Consider the following 15,757-nt stretch of genomic DNA (forward strand, 5'->3'; position numbering starts at 1 on the left):
CGGCGACGCCGCGCAGCGGCACGGCGCCCGCGGCGCGCGGCACGGCGCCAGCGCGGCTCAGTGGTACCGGTGGTCCTGGATCGTCAGGCGCGGCCCGAACGACGGCTTCCGGAAGCCCGACCCCCCGATGAGCCGCACGACCCGCTCCCGGTGCCCCCGCCACGGCTCCAGCAGCTCGAGCATCCCGTCGTCGTCCACCGGTCCCCCGGTCAGCGCCCACCCGACGAGCGCCGCCACGTGGAAGTCCCCCACGCTCGGGGAGTCCGGATCGCCGTGGGCGCGCTGCGCGGTCTCCGCCGCCGTCCACTTCCCGACGCCGGGGACCGACTGCAGCCGCGCGGACACGAGGGCCCCACCGCGACCGACCGCCAGCGTCCGTTCGAGCGCCGGAGCCACCCGGACCGCCCGCATCACCGTCGCCGAACGACCGGGCTCGATGCCGGCGCGGTGCCACTCCCAGCTCGGGATCGCACCCCACCCGGCAGCGGTCGGCGGGACGAACATGTCCGCCGGGGCCGGTCCGGGCGCCGGTGTGCCGTACCGCCGCAGCAGGTACCGCCAGGCACGCCAGGCCTGCCGCGAGGTGACCTTCTGCTCCATGATCGCGGGCACCAGGGACGCCATCACGGTGTTGGTGCGGAGCAGGCGGAGGCCCGGTTGCCGGTGCCGGGCGTCGACGAGGAACGGGTGCCGGGACACGTCGAGGTCCGACCAGTCGTCACCCCGGCCGAGCAGTTCGGGAGCGTGCGACACCGCCCACTCGGCACCGTCGCCCCACGCCGAGACCGCGATGGCGTCGGGACCGGCACGGCGCACGAGCACCGAGGCCGGGCCGTCCGGTGTGCGGAGCGCGAGCCACGTGTCGGAGCCGACCACGCGGAAGGCGGGGTCGCCGGAGCCGCGCTGCAGGGGCCGGAGCGTCGCGCGGACGTCCACCGCGCCTCCTGGCCGGTAGACGGTGTCGACGCGCGACACGGCCTCGCCGACGCGCGACACGGCCTCGCCGACGCGCGACACGGCCTCGCCGACCCGCGCCGCAGCCTCGCCGACCCGCGCCGCAGACCCACCGACCCGCGCCGCGGCGCCCTCGACGCCACCGGCGGCGGAGGACGGAACGGTGAGGGACACACGCAGGATGGTAATGCGGAACCACCGTCAGTCATGATGGGCGTGTCCCACTGCACCCCGACGACGGAGTTCCCCATGCGCATCGGCATCCTCACCTCCGGAGGCGACTGCCCCGGCCTGAACGCGGTCATCCGCGCCATCGTGCTGAAGGGCATCGCGATCTACGGACACGACTTCGTCGGCTTCCGCGACGGGTGGCGCGGCGTGGTCGACGGCGACATCGTCCCGCTCGGCCGCAAGGACATCCAGGGCATCGCCAAGCAGGGCGGCACGATCCTCGGCACGAGCCGGACGAACCCCTTCGAGGGTCCGAACGGCGGCGTCGAGAACATCGAGCGCACCCTCGAGCGGCACGGCATCGACGCCATCGTCGCGATCGGCGGCGAGGGCACGCTGGCCGCCGCGAAGCGCCTCACGGACGCCGGGCTGAAGATCGTCGGTGTCCCGAAGACCGTCGACAACGACCTCGGGGCGACCGACTACACGTTCGGCTTCGACACCGCCGTCGCGATCGCGACCGAGGCCATGGACCGCCTCCGCACCACGGGCGAGTCGCACTCGCGCTGCATGGTCGCCGAGGTCATGGGCCGGCACGTCGGCTGGATCGCCCTGCACTCCGGCATGGCCGCGGGTGCCCACGCGATCCTCATCCCGGAGCAGAAGACGAGCATGGAGCAGATCGCCGCGTGGGTCCGGGCGGCCTACGACCGTGGTCGGGCGCCGCTGGTCGTCGTCGCCGAGGGCTTCGTCCCCGACCACGAGGACAACGCGCACACCGAGCGCGGCCTCGACGCGTTCGGGCGTCCGCGGCTCGGCGGCATCGGCGAGCGACTCGCGCCCCTCATCGAGGAGATGACGGGCATCGAGACGCGTGCCACGACGCTCGGCCACATCCAGCGCGGTGGCACCCCGACGGCGTACGACCGGGTCCTCTCGACGCGACTCGGCCTGGCGGCCATCGACTCGGTGGTGGAGGAGCGCTGGGGTCGCATGGTGGCGCTCCGGGGCACCGACATCGAGCACGTCTCCTTCGAGGAGGCGCTCGGCGAGCTGAAGACCGTGCCGCAGGCCCGGTACGACGAGGCCGCCATCATGTTCGGCTGACACGCGTCCGCAGGTCGGCCGGTCGTGGTCCTGGAGGCGCGGGTAGCGTCCGACACGTGACCCGCGCAGTCCTCGTCTCCAGTTCCGCCCCGCCCACCGTCACCGAGGTCGACGTCGCCGACCCGACCGAGGGCGAGGTGCTCGTCGACGTCACGTACTCGAGCGTCAACTACAAGGACGGCCTGGCGCTCGCCCGGAACCCCGGCGTCGCGCGGGTCGACCCGCTCGTGCCCGGCATCGACGTCGTCGGCACCGTCTCGGCCCTCGGACCGGGCGTGCACGACGTCGCGATCGGTGACCGGGTCGTCGTGAACGGCGCCGGGCTCGGCGAGACCCGGCACGGCGGCTGGGCGGAGCACGCGGTGGTGCCGTCGGGGTCGCTGGTCGTGCTGCCCGGTTCGATCGACGACTCGTTCGCGGCCGCGATCGGGACCGCCGGGTTCACCGCGATGCTCAGCGTGCTGGCACTCGAACGGTTCGTCGAGCCGGGCAGCGGTCCCGTCCTCGTGACGGGTGCGTCCGGCGGCGTCGGCACGGTCGCGATCGCGCTGCTCGCCGCCCGTGGGTACGAGGTCACGGCCTCGACCGGACGCGCCGCGAACGACGCCTCGCTCCGGGCACTCGGCGCGACCGACGTCATCGACCGCGCGACCCTCTCCGAGCTCGGCCGGCCGATGCAGCGGGCGCACTGGGCGGGCGCGGTGGACAGCGTCGGGGGTGCGACCCTCGCGAACGTCCTCGCGGCCACCCGGTGGGGCGGGGCCGTGACGGCGTGCGGCCTGGCGCAGGACTCCGCGCTCCCGACCTCGGTGATGCCCTTCATCCTGCGGGCGGTGTCGCTGCTCGGCATCAACTCCGTCGACGCCCCGCTGCCCCTCCGGCAGCAGGCGTGGCAGCGGCTCGCGACCGATCTCGACCCGGCGCTCCTGGCGGGCGTGACGCGGGTCGCCGGGCTCGAGGAGGCCATCGCCGTCGGACCCGAGGTCGTCGCCGGCAACGTGCACGGACGCACGGTCGTCGCGGTCGATCGCTGAATACTAAGATTTCACAAGCGTTTGCATATTGACACGTTAGGATTTGAGTACAGAACACCTGAGCCTGTGAGGAGTCCGGCATGCCGGTACCCAAGTCCACCGTCGAGAACTCGCCGCGGAAGCTCCTGCGCGACGTCGTGCTCGAGAAGATGCTCGCCGCGATCCAGGACGGCACGCTCCAGGCGGGCGAGCGCCTCAACGACGACGAGCTCGTGCAGTGGCTCGGGGTCAGTCGCACCCCCATCCGTGAGGCGATCGCCAAGCTCGTCGACTACGGCCTGGTCGAGATGGAGGCGAACCGGTACACCCGCGTCGCCACCCCGACCGGCAAGCAGGCCGCCGACACCACCCAGGTCCTCGGTGGGTTCGTCGAACTCGCTGCGCGCTGGGGCGTGCCGAAGCTCGACGCCTCCGCCGCCAAGGCGCTGACCGAGCACCTCGAAGCCGTGCGCTCGTACTCCGAGCAGCAGGACAAGCGCATGGACGCCGAGCTCGAGACGGTCATCTCGCTGCTCGTCGACGCCGCCGACAACGAGCTGCTCGACAAGTTCGCCGAGTCGCTCCTGCCCCGCGCACGGTTCCTCTCGCTCGCCCAGGGTGCGTGGCAGTTCTGGGACTACAAGCACTCGGTCGACCCGCTGCGTGCGGCCATCGCGAAGCGTGACGGCGACGCCGCCGCGGCCGCGATCCGTGCGCTGACCGCGACCGCCGAGCAGCAAGCGGACGAGCTCCGCGCTGCCGGGACCGCCGCCGCCGGCTGACCCGTCCAGCGATCCCCGGCCGCCTGGGCCACGATGGACCCGTGAGCAGCAACGACGACGTCCTCATCCGGGCGGCCGGGGTCCGCGTGACCCGGTCCGGCCGGGACCTCCTGCACGACATCGACCTGACCGTCCGGCGTGGGGAGCACTGGGCGCTCCTCGGGCCGAACGGTGCCGGGAAGTCGACGCTGCTCGCGGTCCTCGGCGCCACCGGGCACCCGACGGCCGGCACCGTCGAACTGCTCGGCCGGCGACTCGGACGCGTCGACGTCCGGGAGCTCCGCGAGCACATCGGGCACGTCGACCCCCGCCACCGGATGCTCTCGCCGCTGACCGTCCTCGAGACCGTGCTCACCGGGCTCACCGGCACGACCGACCTCATGATGCGGTGGGAGCCGACGCCCGCGCAGGTGGCCACCGCCGAGCAGCACATCGCCGACGTCGGGCTGACGGCGCGTCGGGACGCCCGCTGGCCGGTCCTGTCGCAGGGCGAACGCGGACGGACGCTGATCGCCCGGGCGCTCATGTCCGAGCCGCAGCTGCTCCTGCTCGACGAACCGGCGACCGGACTCGACGTCGCCGCGCGCGAACACCTGCTCGAGACCGTCGACGCCCTGCGCCACCGGCACCCCGAGCTCGGGAGCGTGATGGTGACGCACCACCTCGAGGACCTGCCCGCGTCGACCTCGCACGCGATGCTGCTGCGCGACGGCGTCGCGGTCGCCCAGGGCACCTCGGACGAGGTCATCACGTCCTCGGCGGTCTCGCACGCCTTCGACTTCCCGCTCGCGATCCTCCGGGCCGAGGGGCGCTGGGCCGCCCGCCGCGCGTCCTGAGCCGCGGCGCACCGCACTCCGGGGCGGTGCTGTCCCCTGTCCCACCCTCGGCGATCCGGTCGGTACGCGGTGATGCGTGGTGCCTCGTGCCCCGTCGCCGGTGCGCGGTGCTGGGCTGCGTTGTGCCGGCTCGCGCCACGGCGCTGCCCACTGCGCCACATGAGGACCGGTTTGCCCGCCGGTCCGTCGGGTCCGTACCCGCCCCGGTCCGCCTACCGACGCACCGCCCGTCCGATCAGTCCGTCGTCTCCAGGAGCGCCACCTCCCAGTTGCTGCGCTGGATGGTCGCGTCGAGCTCGCGGAGCTCCTTGGCGAGGTCGTCCGCCCGGGACCGCAGCGTCGCGGTCGGCAGGGCGGCGAACGTGCGGAGCTCGCTGCGGAGCTGTCGGTACCCGCCACCTCCTCCCGCGGTCGCGTCCGCGGCGCCGGTCACGAGCGCGTGCCGGAGGCGCAGGGCGTCCCGGCGTGCGAGGAGCGTCGTGATGGTCTCGCCCGAGGCCAGCCGGGTGGACGCGTTCGTCGCGTTGATCCTGGCGAGCAGCACCTCGAGGTCGTCGACGGCCCGCTCGGCCTCGGCGAGCAGGGACGCCGCGTCCTCGTCGGGCTCCTCGCCCTCCTGGTAGCGGGCGTTGGCGGCGATCCGCGAGCGCAGCTGCTCGATGCGCTTCTGCAGGTCGGCGCGCTCGATGAGGGCCTCGGCGAGTTGCATGTCGCCATCCAACCAGCGCACGCGGCACACCGCCGGGTGCGGCGGACGGGAGGCGCGGGTCCGGCCCGACCCGCGCCTGACGTCAGGTAGGTGGTGGCGTCACGCCGTGGCGCGCGCGGCCGCCTTCGCCGCGGCCGGCAGTGCGTCGAGCACCCGTCCGACGGCCCGCTCGTCGTGCGCCGCCGTGACGAACCACGCCTCGAAGACGCTCGGCGGCAGGGTCACCCCCGCGTCGAGCATGGCGTGGAAGAACGGCGCGTACCGGAACGCCTCCTGCGCTCGGACGTCGTCGTAGTTCCGCGGGGCGGTCTCGGTGAACGCGAACGAGAAGAGGTTGCCGGCGTGCTGGACGGTGTGGGCGACGCCCTCGGCGGACAGCGCGTCGCTCGTCGCCGTCGCGATGGTCGCCGCCGTCCGGTCGAGGTGCGCGTAGACCTCCGGCGTCGCGGCCCGCAGCGTGGCGATGCCCGCGGCGACCGCGAGCGGGTTCCCCGACAGCGTGCCCGCCTGGTAGACGGGGCCGAGCGGGGCGAGGTAGTCCATGACCTCGCGCCGACCACCGAGTGCTGCGAGGGGCATGCCGCCGCCGATGACCTTGCCGAACGTGACGAGGTCGGGCTTCCACCCGGCGCCGTCCGGCACGACCTTCGACGCCTCGAGGCCCCACCACCCGGCGGAGCCCACCCGGAAGCCGGTCAGGACCTCGTCGACGATGAGCAGCGCACCGTGCGCCTGCACGATCTGCGCCAGGGCCCGGTTGAACCCACGCTCGGGGGCGAGGACGCCCATGTTCGCGGCCGCTGCCTCGACGATCACGCCGGCGATGCGCTCGGAGTGCTCGTCGAACGCGCGGCGGACGGCGTCGAGGTCGTTGTAGGGCAGCACCAGGGTCTGTGCGGCGGTCTCGGCGGTGATGCCGGCACTGCCGGGGAGCGCGAGCGTGGCAACACCCGAACCGGCCTCGGCCAGCAGGGAGTCCGAGTGGCCGTGGTAGTGCCCGGCGAACTTCACGAGCAGGTCGCGACCGGTGTACCCGCGGGCGAGCCGGATCGCGGTCATCGTCGCCTCGGTGCCCGTGGACACCATGCGGAGCTTCTCGATCGGGCCGTCGCCGTCCACCGACACCCGCTGCTTCACGAGCTCGGCGAGTTCGGTCTCCCCCGGGGTCGACGCCCCGAAGCTCAGCCCACGGGCCGCCGCCTGCTGCACGGCCTCGACCGTCGCGGGGTGCGCGTGCCCGAGGATCGCGGGCCCCCACGAGGCGACGAGGTCGACGTACTCACGCCCCTCGGCGTCGGTGACGTAGGCACCCTTCGCGCTCGTCAGGAAGCGGGGCGTCCCGCCGACGGAGCCGTACGCCCGGACCGGCGAGTTGACCCCGCCGGGGATGCTGTTCTTCGCGCGGCCGAAGAGCTGGTCGTTCGTGGTCATTCTGGGGCCTTCCCGGTCGAGGCGATGCCGTCCACGGCACTGGTGCTGCCGGAGGTGCGGAGTCCCGCCTCCTCGTTGAGCTTGCGAGCGATGTCGACCGCGAAGTAGGAGAGGATCGCGTCGGCGCCGGCGCGCTTGATGCCGACGAGCGCCTCCATCGCCGCGGCGTCGCGGTCGATCCAGCCGTTCTGCGCGGCTGCGGTGATCATCGCGTACTCCCCGGAGATCTGGTACGCCCAGACCGGCACCGGCGAGGTGCGTGCGGTCTCGGCCAGCACGTCGAGGTAGCTCATCGCCGGCTTCACCATGACGATGTCGGCACCCTCGGCGATGTCCTGCTCGACCTCGCGGAGGCCCTGACGACCGTTCGCGGCGTCGATCTGGTACGTGCGACGGTCGCCCACGAGCGAGGAGTCGACGGCCTCGCGGAAGGGACCGTAGAACGCGCTCGCGTACTTGGCCGCGTACGCCAGCAGCGCCGTGCCGCTGTGCCCGGCCGCGTCCAGCGCGTCCCGTGCGGCGGCGATCTGGCCGTCCATCATGCCGCTCATGCAGACGAGCTCGGCACCGGCCTCGGCCTGCACGACCGCCATGTCGCGGTACCGCTCGAGCGTGGCGTCGTTGTCGACCGAGCCGTCCGCGGCCAGGACGCCGCAGTGCCCGTGGTCGGTGAACTCGTCGAGGCACAGGTCGGACTGCACGACGAGCGCGTCACCGACCTCTTCGCGCGCGACACGGATCGCGACGTTGAGGATGCCGTCCGGGTCGGTCGCGCCGGACCCCTGCGCGTCCTTCGACGTCGGCACGCCGAACAGGTTCACGCCGCCGATCCCGACCGACGCCGCCTCGTGCAGGGCACGGCGGAACGAGTCGAGCGAGTGCTGCTGGACCCCGGGCATGCTCGTGATGTCGATCGCCTCGGTCGCCCCCTCGCGGATGAACATCGGCAGCACGAGCTCGGCGGGGTGGAGCCGGGTCTCGGCGACGAGTCGACGCATCGCGCCGGTCGCGCGGAGTCGTCGGGGGCGGACCTGGGGGAAACGGCCGGTCACTTCGGTGCCTTCCTGTTCGGGGCGGTGGGGTTCAGGGACTCGACGACGGCGTCGAGCAGGGCTTCTGCGGATCGGCTCCGGGCGACCACGTGCACGGGCAGGCCGGCGGCGCGGGCTTCGGCAGCGGTCCCGGGTCCGATGCACGCGATGACGGTGCGGGGGTCGAGCGGGGTCATCCGCCGGGCGATCTCGCGAGCGATGCTGCCGCTCGTCACGAGCACGGCGGCGGGCGGGGAGTCGAGGACGACCGGCTCGTCGCCGGTCCCCACGGTACGGTACGCGACCACCTCGTCCACGTCGATCCCGCGGGCGCGCAGGGTGTCGACGACGGTCGGGGCAGCGAGGTCCGAGCGTGGGAAGAGGACAGTGCCGGAGGTGTCCGGCAGCGCATGGGCGAGCGCGGCGCCCGAGGACTCGGACGGCACCAGGTCGACGACCCAGCCCGCAGCACGCACGGCACGGGCGGTCGGCTCGCCGACCGCCGCCACCCGCAGGTCGGACGGGAGGCGCGCCACCCGTTCCGCGACCACGCGCACGGCCGTCGCACTGGTCACCACCATCCACGCGTACCCGGCCACGTCGGTGCCGTCGGTGCGGTCGGTGCCGCCGGTACGCGCGGTGCCGTCGGCACGCGCGGTGCCGTCGGTCGCGGGTCCCGAATGGGCACGATCCGGCTCGGTCGACGCGGCCGGGCGGCCGGTTCCGCCCGCTCGCCGACCGGCCGACGGCGCGTCCTGCCCGCTCGCCGACGGCGCGTCCTGCCCACTCGCCGACGGCGCGTCCTGCCCACTCGCCGACGGCGCGTCCTGCCCGCTCGCCGACTGCGGACCGGACCCGGCCGGCGGAGGTGCGTCGTGCCTCCTGGACCCGCCGGACGCGATCAACCGGTCGACCGCAGCCTCGAGGGCGGACCGATCAGTGGGTGCCGCGTCCGCGATCAGCGGGACGACGAGCGGGTCGAGCCCGCGCTCGCGGGCGGCCGCGGCGACCCGGTCACCCCACGCCCCGCCGCGCGGGACCAAGACGACCGGCTGTCGTGCCGCGTCCGCGGTGCTGACGTCGGGGTGCGTGGCGACCGCCTACTCCGCCGAGGTCGCGAGGTCCGCCAGGTCGGCCGCACCGTTCTCGAGCAGTTCGGCGGCGACCCGGCCACCGAGCTCGAGCGCCTCGGTCAGGCGGTCCTGTGCGGAGCCGTCGAGAACGGCGGCGTGTGATGCGGTGCGGTACTCGGAGCCGTCGGGCCGGTAGACCGTCGCGGAGACGAGGAGCATCTCGGCATCGACGATCGCGGTGGCACCGATCGGGGCGGAGCACCCGGCCTCGAGCTTCGCGAGCACCTCGCGCTCGGCGGACACGGTCAGGCGGGTCGGCGCGTGCTCGATCTTCCGCAGGGCCGCGAGGAGGTTCCGGTCCGTCTCGTCCGCGCGGGTCTCGATCGCGAGCGCTCCCTGCCCGGGGGCGCTCGGCCAGAAGCCGAGGTCGAGCAGCTCGGTCGCCGCGTCGAGCCGGTCGATGCGCGTCAGGCCGGCGGCGGCGAGGACCACCGCGTCGAGGTCGTCGTCCACGCGTCCGAGGCGGGTGTCGATGTTGCCGCGGATGTCCACCACGTCGAGGTCGGGCCGCTTGGCCTTGAGCTGCGCGACGCGGCGGGGCGAACCCGTGCCGACCTTCGCGCCCTCGGGCAGGGTCTCGATGGTCGCGGCGTTCCGGGCGACGAGGACGTCTCGGGCGTCGGCGCGCTTCGGCACCGCGGCGATCGTCAGCCCCGGGTACGGCGCGGTCGGGAGATCCTTGAGCGAGTGCACGAGGACGTCGACCTCGCCCGCGACGAGTGCTTCGCGGAGCGCGCTGGCGAACACGCCCGTGCCGCCGAGGCTCGCGAGCGAGGCGCGGTTCGTGTCGCCCTCGCTCGTGACCGTGACGAGCTCGACCGGTCGACCGGACGCCGTCGCCAAGCGGTCGGCGACGTCCTGCGACTGGGCGACCGCGAGCCGGCTGGCACGGGTGCCGAGCCGGATCGGGGCCGGGCCGTCGGGGCTGCCGGTCGGCGCGGACGCGTCGGTCACGGGGCGAGTCCGGCCGCGGCGGGCTTGAACCCGGCGCGCACGTTCTCGCAGCACCCCGGACGGCAGACGTCGTACCAGGGACCGAGGTCGGTCAGGTGCGGGCGCTCGCTCGTCGGGGTGCCGTTGACACGCTCGAGGACGAGGTCCACCAGACCGGAGACGTAGGCCGGGTCGACACCCGGGGTCTGCGTGCGCACCGACCAGAAGCCGAGCTCCTGAGCGGTCTCGGTGGCCTCTTCGTCGAGGTCCCACATGACCTCCATGTGGTCGCTCACGAAGCCGAGCGGGACGATGAGCACGGCACGGGTCTGGCCGCCCCTGAGCTCCTCGTTCATGTAGTCGTTGATGTCGGGCTCGAGCCACGGCTGCGTCGGGGGGCCCGAGCGCGACTGGTACACGAGCTTCCACGGCGGCGTGCTCGTGCCGCGGAGCGACGCGTGCTCGGGCTGCTCGAGCAGCTCCGCCCACGCCTGGTCGAGGACGACCTGCGCGACGGCGAGGTGCTGGGCCTCGTACGCGCCGTGCTCGTCGAAGCCCCGGTGGTCCGGGCCGGACTTGGCGGCGTCGGTCGACGGGATCGAGTGCGTCGAGAACAGCACGTGCAGCTCGGTCGCGACGTCGAGGCCGTCGTTCTCGGCGATCGCACGCGCCATGCCGTCACGGACGCCGTCGACGAACGGGCGGACGAAGCCCGGGTGGTCGAAGAACTGCCGGACCTTGTCGATCTGGATGGTGTCGATCAGACCGGTCTCGGACAGCACGCGGGCGTAGTCCTCGCGGTACTGGCGACAGCTCGAGAACGACGAGTAGGCGCTCGTGGCGATCGCGATGAGCTTGTTGTAGCCCTTGTCGGCCGCCTCGGTGAAGGCCTCTTCGAGGTAGGGCTCCCAGTTGCGGTTGCCCCAGAGGACCGGCATGTCGATGCCGCGCGCGGCCAGCTCGGCCTCGAGCGCGGCCTTGAGCGCACGGTTCTGCGCGTTGATCGGGCTGACGCCGCCGAAGTGCCGGTAGTGGTGGGCGACCTCTTCGAGGCGTTCGTCCGGGATGCCGCGGCCCCGGGTGACGTTGCGCAGGAAGGGGATGACGTCGTCCTGGCCCTCGGGTCCGCCGAAGCCGGCGAGCAGGATCGCGTCGTACGCGACCGGGACCTCGACGTGCTCGGGACCGTCGGCGGCCGCGGGGGTCGCGGCGAGGACGGCCTGACCGTTCGTGATCATGCTGGTGTCGGTCACGAGAGCACCTCCGGCAGCTCGGTGGTCGTCACGCGACGACCGGTGAAGAAGGGCACCTCTTCCCGCACGTGCATGCGGGCTTCGGTGTAGCGCAGGTCGCGCATGAGGTCGACGAGGTCGACGAGGTCCGGGCTCTCGAGCGGCAGGATCCACTCGTAGTCGCTCAGCGCGAAGGTGGCGATCGTGTTCGTCAGCACGCGGCGGTACTTCGCGCCGGCGATGCCGTGGTCGCGGAGCATCTTCGAGCGCTCTTCTTCCGGCAGGAGGTACCACTCGTAGGACCGGACGAACGGGTAGACCGTGATCCAGGCCTCTGGCTCCTTGCCGCGCAGGAAGGCGGGGGTGTGGCGCTTGTTGAACTCGGCTTCGCGGTGCATCGCCATGGCGTGCCACACCGGCTCGGCGTCCTGGAAGAGCGCCGTGCGGCGGATCTCGCGGAGCACCGCCTGGATCGCCTGCGCGTCGTCGCCGTGCAGCCAGACCATGACGTCGGCGTCGGCGCGGAAGCCGGACACGTCGTAGAAGCCGCGGATCGTCACGCCGCGCTCGGCAGCGGCGGCGATGACGGCGTCGAGCTCGGCCACCGCGTCGTCGCCGACCGTGTGGATCGGCCCGAGCGGACGGCGGAAGACGGCCCACAGGGCGTAGGCCGTCAGCATGTTGGGGTCGATGCCGTCGGGGGAGGTCTCGTGTGCGTCGTGCGTGGGCACGGTGGAACTCATGTGTCCATTGTCCTATCGGTCACAAAGGTGACGCCGCTCCCCTTTCGACGGCGAGCGCTACCGCCGTCGGAGCACCGCTACGACGATACCCCCGACCACTGCCACGCCCGCTGCGAGGCCGGCCAGGTACGGCACCGGCTTCTCGTCGATCCCGCGCTTGACCTTCGACGCGGCGATGCCGATCTGCTTCGGGACGTTGAGCTTGTCCTCGATCGCGTCGAGGGTGTCGAACAGCTGGGCGCGGGTCGACGCGACGCGGTCGGCCAGGTCGTCGTGCTGATCGGTCACGTGGGTCCTCCGGGGTGTGGGGTGGTGGACGGGACGGTCGTCGCTAGAAGCGGCCGCCGACGTCGGGCTTGCGAGTGCCGTACTGGGTCGGCGGGGTCGGCTTCTTGCCGAGGCCCTTCACCGCGTTGACGTCGTTCTTCACGCTGTCGATGGTGCGCTTCGGCGTGATCGGGAGCCCCTTCTTCAGGCGCTTCCAGCCGAGCAGGCCGAGGATGCCGGCGACGATGAGCATCACGACGGCGATCACGAGCGCTGCGAGCCACGCGGGCATCACGGTCGCGAGCCCCATGACGGCGGCGGTCAGCAGCACGCCGATCGCGTACAGGACGATGACGAGCGCGCCCACGAGCAGACCCGCGGCGAGGCCGAAGATCTTCGCCTTCGTCAGCATCTCGGCCTTGAGCAGGTTCAGCTCACCCGTCACCAGCTCCTTGACGAGCTTGGGGACGTCGCCGACCAGGCCGAACAGCGAACGCGGCTTGCGGTCGCGGGTGTCTGTCATGAGGCCTGGCTGTCCTTCTTCTGCCCGACCTTGCGGACGACCTTCTTCGTCTGCTCACCGACGAACTCGGCGACGTCGGGGGTCTTGTCGGCGATGAATTCCTCGGCGACGTGGACGCCCTTCTGGACGCCGTTGCTGTTCCAGATCTTGCCGCTGACGGTCTTGATCTGCTCGTACCGCGCCCGTCCGGCTCGCGATCCCAGGACGTACCCGAGAGCGGCGCCGGCGACGAACAGGAGCTTGCCTCGCATGTGCGATTCCTCCGTTGGGTCAGTGTGCGTGGTCATGCGCCGAACGGAATACGTCCGGCGTTCCTGCAACAGTAGCCCTCTCCCAGTGTGCGGTCCGCTCAGGAATCCAGGATGTGCTCAGCGGCGGTCCGTGCGGCCGCGACGATGCCGGCCAGCCCCCGGCCCGTCGATGCCTCGCCGATCCCGACGACCCCGTCGGCGAGCCCCGCGGCGGTCGTGTCCGGACCGTGCCACCGGACACGTGCGGCACCGACGACGGCGGACGGCGCGATCGGCACGCCGAGCAGGGCGGAGGCGTCCTGGGCGGCGCGGGTCCCGGTCGCGTCGTACGGGTCGACCTGGAGGCTCCTCCCGATCTCGACCGCGTCGGCCGCGGCTCCAGGGGTGGTCGCCGCGACCCCCGTGTCCGTCGTCGCGTAGCTCAGCCGCAGGACGTGCCGGCCCCCGGCCGCCTCGGCCAGCCACGGCCACTTCACCGTCGCGTGCGTGATCGCCTTCGCCCGGACCCCGGGTGCGTCCGGGTGCACGAGCATCCCGGTACCGCGCGGCGCCGCGTCGAGTTCGTGCTGGTCGACCACGAGCGTCACGAGCTCGATGCCCGTGCGCACGGGTCCGGCCGTGCGGGCGGGGTCCGCCGTCGAGGCGAGGACGTGCTCGGCCACCAGTCGCTCGGTCTCGCCGTCGTCGGTGCGGACCTCGACGGCGTGCTCCTCGATCGCGGTGGCCCGGGTGTGCAGGCGGACGTCGACCCGGTAGGTCTCCATGTCGGCCACGAGCTCGTCGACGAGCCGCACGGTGCCGCCGCGGATGCCCTGCACGGCGGACCCGGCCGTCGCACGGGCCCGCAGTGCGAGGACCGCGCGGGCGAGGGACCCCTCGCGCAGCAGCGCCGCCCGGAGCCCGGGAGCCACCCGGTCCGGGTCGAGGTCGTCCGGGTGCGTCGAGTGCACGCCGGCGACGATCGGCACCACCAGGTCGTCGAGGACCTGCTCGCCCATGCGCTTCCGGACCAGCTCGCCGAGCGACGGCGCCTTCGACCCGACCAGGGACGGCAGCAGGGAGTCCATCTGCGCGCGGAGCGCCGCCTTCTGCCCGACCACCGCGAGGACGTCGGCCGCCATCGGGCTCCCCGGGATCCCGAGCAGTCCGGTCTGCGGGATCGGGGACGTCCGGCCGTCGCGGGTCATCAGCCACGCGCCGCGCGGGTCCGGCGTGGTGACCTCGTTGCCGAGGCCGAGTTCGATCGCCAGCCGGCCGACGGCGTCGTTGCGGGTCGCGAACGAGTCCGCCGCCATGTCGAGGTCGAGTCCCGCGACGGTGTGCCGACGGACCATGCCGCCGAGCACGCCGGAGCCCTCGACGAGGACGACGTGCGCGCCGCCCTTCGCCAGGTCCCGCGCCGCGACGAGTCCGGCGACCCCGCCGCCGACCACGACGACGTCGGTCACGCCCGCGCTCCGGTCGCCGCGGCCGTCCCGTCCCCGAGCTCGTGGACGAGGGACACGATGCGGGTGAGCACGGTCGGGTCGGTCTCCGGCGGCACACCGTGCCCGAGGTTGACGACGTGCGCCCGGGCCGCACCACCGCGGCGGACGACGTCGCGCACGTGTGCCTCGAGCACCTCCCACGGGGCGGAGAGCATCGCCGGGTCGATGTTGCCCTGCACGGTGACCCCGGTGCCGACCCGGCGCACGGCCTCGTCGAGCGGCAGCCGCCAGTCGACGCCGACCGCGTCGACGCCGACCCGGTCCGTCCCGAAGGTCGTCATGTCGCGCAGGACCTCGCCGCTGCCGACGCCGAAGTGGATGCGCGGGACGCCGAGGTCGGCGACGTGGGCCAGGGCGTCGGCCGAGTGCGGTGCGACGCGGGTGACGTAGTCCTCGCGGGAGAGCGAGCCCACCCACGAGTCGAACAGCTGTGCGGCGGAGGCCCCGGCGAGCACCTGGGCCCGGAGGAACGCCCCCGACACCCCGGCCGCCCAGGCGAGCAGACGCGACCAGGTCTCCGGGTCCGAGTGCATGAGCGTCCGGGCGCGGATGTGGTCCTTCGACGGTCCGCCCTCGACCAGGTAGGCCGCGAGCGTGAAGGGCGCCCCGGCGAACCCGATGAGCGGGGTGTCGCCGAGCTGCTCGACCGTGCGCGCCACGGCGTCCGTGATCGGGGCGAGGGCAGTCGCGTCGAGCTGGCCCAGCGCATCGACGTCGGCTGGGGTACGGATCGGGGACGCCAGCACCGGCCCGCGTCCGGGGACGATCTCGACGTCGACGCCCGCGAGCTTGATCGGCACGACGATGTCGCTGAAGAAGATGCCGGCGTCGACCCCGTGCCGGCGGACCGGCTGCAGCGTGATCTCCGACGCCATCGCCGGGTCGAGGCAGGCGTCGAGCATGGCCGTGCCGACGCGCAGTTCGCGGTACTCCGGCAGGGACCGGCCGGCCTGACGCATGAACCACACCGGCAGGGTCTCCGGCCGGTCGCCGCGGAGTGCCCGGACGAGGGGCGAGCCCGACGTCCGCCCGGAGACGAGCGGGTGCGAGGCGGGGAGGGCGGTCGTGGATGCGTCGGTCACCGCACGATTCTCCCATCGGCGAACGGAACGTATCCCGAGCACGCACGATGGGAACGGGAGCCGGGCGCAACG

The 15,757-nt window shown here is 73.2% G+C and carries 17 protein-coding genes; 4 read left to right on the forward strand and 13 right to left on the reverse strand.

The genetic code is table 11. From position 1 onward, the window contains the following. Nucleotides 1–57 precede the first annotated feature (57 nt). Nucleotides 58–996 carry a DNA-3-methyladenine glycosylase 2 family protein gene (locus HWD93_RS01165; protein WP_261645913.1) on the reverse strand — a complete coding sequence of 313 codons (939 nt, stop codon included), beginning with the start codon at nt 994–996 and terminating at the stop codon, nt 58–60. A 207-nt stretch (nt 997–1,203) separates the two neighbouring features. Between HWD93_RS01165 and HWD93_RS01170 the strand changes: the two genes are divergently transcribed. The 4 genes from HWD93_RS01170 to HWD93_RS01185 all read left to right on the forward strand — a co-directional run bounded on the left by HWD93_RS01170 (nt 1,204) and on the right by HWD93_RS01185 (nt 4,863). Continuing rightward, entirely contained in the window at nt 1,204–2,232 is a 1,029-nt protein-coding gene (locus HWD93_RS01170; RefSeq protein WP_070419301.1) for a 6-phosphofructokinase, read from the forward strand. Between the two features lie 56 nt (nt 2,233–2,288). Continuing rightward, nucleotides 2,289–3,266 carry an MDR family oxidoreductase gene (locus HWD93_RS01175; protein WP_092385755.1) on the forward strand — a complete coding sequence of 326 codons (978 nt, stop codon included), beginning with the start codon at nt 2,289–2,291 and terminating at the stop codon, nt 3,264–3,266. A gap of 80 nt (nt 3,267–3,346) precedes the next feature. Next, nucleotides 3,347–4,027, forward strand: coding sequence for a GntR family transcriptional regulator (locus HWD93_RS01180; protein WP_070417351.1), 681 nt, complete (start codon nt 3,347–3,349; stop codon nt 4,025–4,027). Nucleotides 4,028–4,068: 41 nt separating this feature from the next. Continuing rightward, a complete protein-coding gene (locus HWD93_RS01185; RefSeq protein ID WP_261645791.1) occupies nt 4,069–4,863 on the forward strand; it encodes an ABC transporter ATP-binding protein in 795 nt (264 codons plus the stop codon). 235 nt (nt 4,864–5,098) lie between these two features. On the opposite strand, the gene HWD93_RS01190 is transcribed toward HWD93_RS01185, so the two are convergent. From HWD93_RS01190 to hemE, 12 genes are all read right to left on the reverse strand, one after another. After that, entirely contained in the window at nt 5,099–5,572 is a 474-nt protein-coding gene (locus tag HWD93_RS01190) for a DIP1984 family protein (protein ID WP_071294330.1), read from the reverse strand. 99 nt (nt 5,573–5,671) lie between these two features. Then, the gene (hemL, locus tag HWD93_RS01195; protein WP_092385749.1) at nt 5,672–7,003 is read right to left on the reverse strand and encodes a glutamate-1-semialdehyde 2,1-aminomutase; all 1,332 of its coding nucleotides are present in this window, start codon (nt 7,001–7,003) and stop codon (nt 5,672–5,674) included. Further along, on the reverse strand, nt 7,000–8,001 hold the full coding sequence (hemB, locus tag HWD93_RS01200; protein ID WP_261645914.1) for a porphobilinogen synthase: 1,002 nt from the start codon (nt 7,999–8,001) through the stop codon (nt 7,000–7,002). Before hemB ends, hemL begins: the two co-directional genes overlap by 4 nt. A 50-nt stretch (nt 8,002–8,051) precedes the next feature. Next, nucleotides 8,052–9,077 (reverse strand): uroporphyrinogen-III synthase, encoded by a 1,026-nt coding sequence (locus HWD93_RS01205; RefSeq protein ID WP_261645792.1) that lies wholly within the window; start codon nt 9,075–9,077, stop codon nt 8,052–8,054. Nucleotides 9,078–9,134: 57 nt separating this feature from the next. Further along, a complete protein-coding gene (gene hemC, locus HWD93_RS01210; protein ID WP_261645793.1) occupies nt 9,135–10,121 on the reverse strand; it encodes a hydroxymethylbilane synthase in 987 nt (328 codons plus the stop codon). Next, complete coding sequence (locus HWD93_RS01215) at nt 10,118–11,353, reverse strand: ferrochelatase (RefSeq protein ID WP_374115130.1); 1,236 nt, start codon at nt 11,351–11,353, stop codon at nt 10,118–10,120. The genes hemC and HWD93_RS01215 overlap by 4 nt, the downstream gene beginning before the upstream one ends. Next, nucleotides 11,350–12,075: a hydrogen peroxide-dependent heme synthase gene (gene hemQ, locus HWD93_RS01220; protein WP_071294326.1), complete on the reverse strand. Its 726-nt coding sequence runs from the start codon at nt 12,073–12,075 to the stop codon at nt 11,350–11,352. The genes HWD93_RS01215 and hemQ overlap by 4 nt, the downstream gene beginning before the upstream one ends. Before the next feature lie 57 nt (nt 12,076–12,132). Then, on the reverse strand, nt 12,133–12,363 hold the full coding sequence (locus tag HWD93_RS01225) for a DUF3618 domain-containing protein (RefSeq protein ID WP_070417357.1): 231 nt from the start codon (nt 12,361–12,363) through the stop codon (nt 12,133–12,135). A 43-nt stretch (nt 12,364–12,406) separates the two neighbouring features. After that, a complete protein-coding gene (locus HWD93_RS01230; RefSeq protein ID WP_071294325.1) occupies nt 12,407–12,865 on the reverse strand; it encodes a phage holin family protein in 459 nt (152 codons plus the stop codon). Next, nucleotides 12,862–13,116 carry a hypothetical protein gene (locus tag HWD93_RS01235; RefSeq protein ID WP_070417359.1) on the reverse strand — a complete coding sequence of 85 codons (255 nt, stop codon included), beginning with the start codon at nt 13,114–13,116 and terminating at the stop codon, nt 12,862–12,864. The genes HWD93_RS01230 and HWD93_RS01235 overlap by 4 nt, the downstream gene beginning before the upstream one ends. A 98-nt stretch (nt 13,117–13,214) precedes the next feature. Then, nucleotides 13,215–14,564, reverse strand: a complete 1,350-nt coding sequence (locus HWD93_RS01240) for an FAD-dependent oxidoreductase (protein WP_261645794.1) — start codon at nt 14,562–14,564, stop codon at nt 13,215–13,217. Continuing rightward, on the reverse strand, nt 14,561–15,685 hold the full coding sequence (gene hemE / locus HWD93_RS01245; RefSeq protein WP_070417361.1) for a uroporphyrinogen decarboxylase: 1,125 nt from the start codon (nt 15,683–15,685) through the stop codon (nt 14,561–14,563). The genes HWD93_RS01240 and hemE overlap by 4 nt, the downstream gene beginning before the upstream one ends. Nucleotides 15,686–15,757: the final 72 nt, after the last annotated feature.

Origin of the sequence: Curtobacterium sp. C2H10, assembly GCF_025407985.1 — a bacterium.
In the GTDB taxonomy this organism is placed as follows: domain Bacteria; phylum Actinomycetota; class Actinomycetes; order Actinomycetales; family Microbacteriaceae; genus Curtobacterium.

Excerpts from the sequence above, each read along its gene's own strand:
- HWD93_RS01170 (WP_070419301.1), top strand. The coding sequence starts at position 1,204 with ATGCGCATCGGCATCCTCACCTCCGGAGGCGACTGCCCCGGCCTGAAC.
- HWD93_RS01180 (WP_070417351.1), top strand. The coding sequence starts at position 3,347 with ATGCCGGTACCCAAGTCCACCGTCGAGAACTCGCCGCGGAAGCTCCTG.
- HWD93_RS01190 (WP_071294330.1), bottom strand. The coding sequence starts at position 5,572 with ATGCAACTCGCCGAGGCCCTCATCGAGCGCGCCGACCTGCAGAAGCGC.
- hemL (WP_092385749.1), bottom strand. The coding sequence starts at position 7,003 with ATGACCACGAACGACCAGCTCTTCGGCCGCGCGAAGAACAGCATCCCC.
- hemB (WP_261645914.1), bottom strand. The coding sequence starts at position 8,001 with ATGCGTCGACTCGTCGCCGAGACCCGGCTCCACCCCGCCGAGCTCGTG.
- hemQ (WP_071294326.1), bottom strand. The coding sequence starts at position 12,075 with ATGAGTTCCACCGTGCCCACGCACGACGCACACGAGACCTCCCCCGAC.
- HWD93_RS01230 (WP_071294325.1), bottom strand. The coding sequence starts at position 12,865 with ATGACAGACACCCGCGACCGCAAGCCGCGTTCGCTGTTCGGCCTGGTC.
- HWD93_RS01235 (WP_070417359.1), bottom strand. The coding sequence starts at position 13,116 with ATGCGAGGCAAGCTCCTGTTCGTCGCCGGCGCCGCTCTCGGGTACGTC.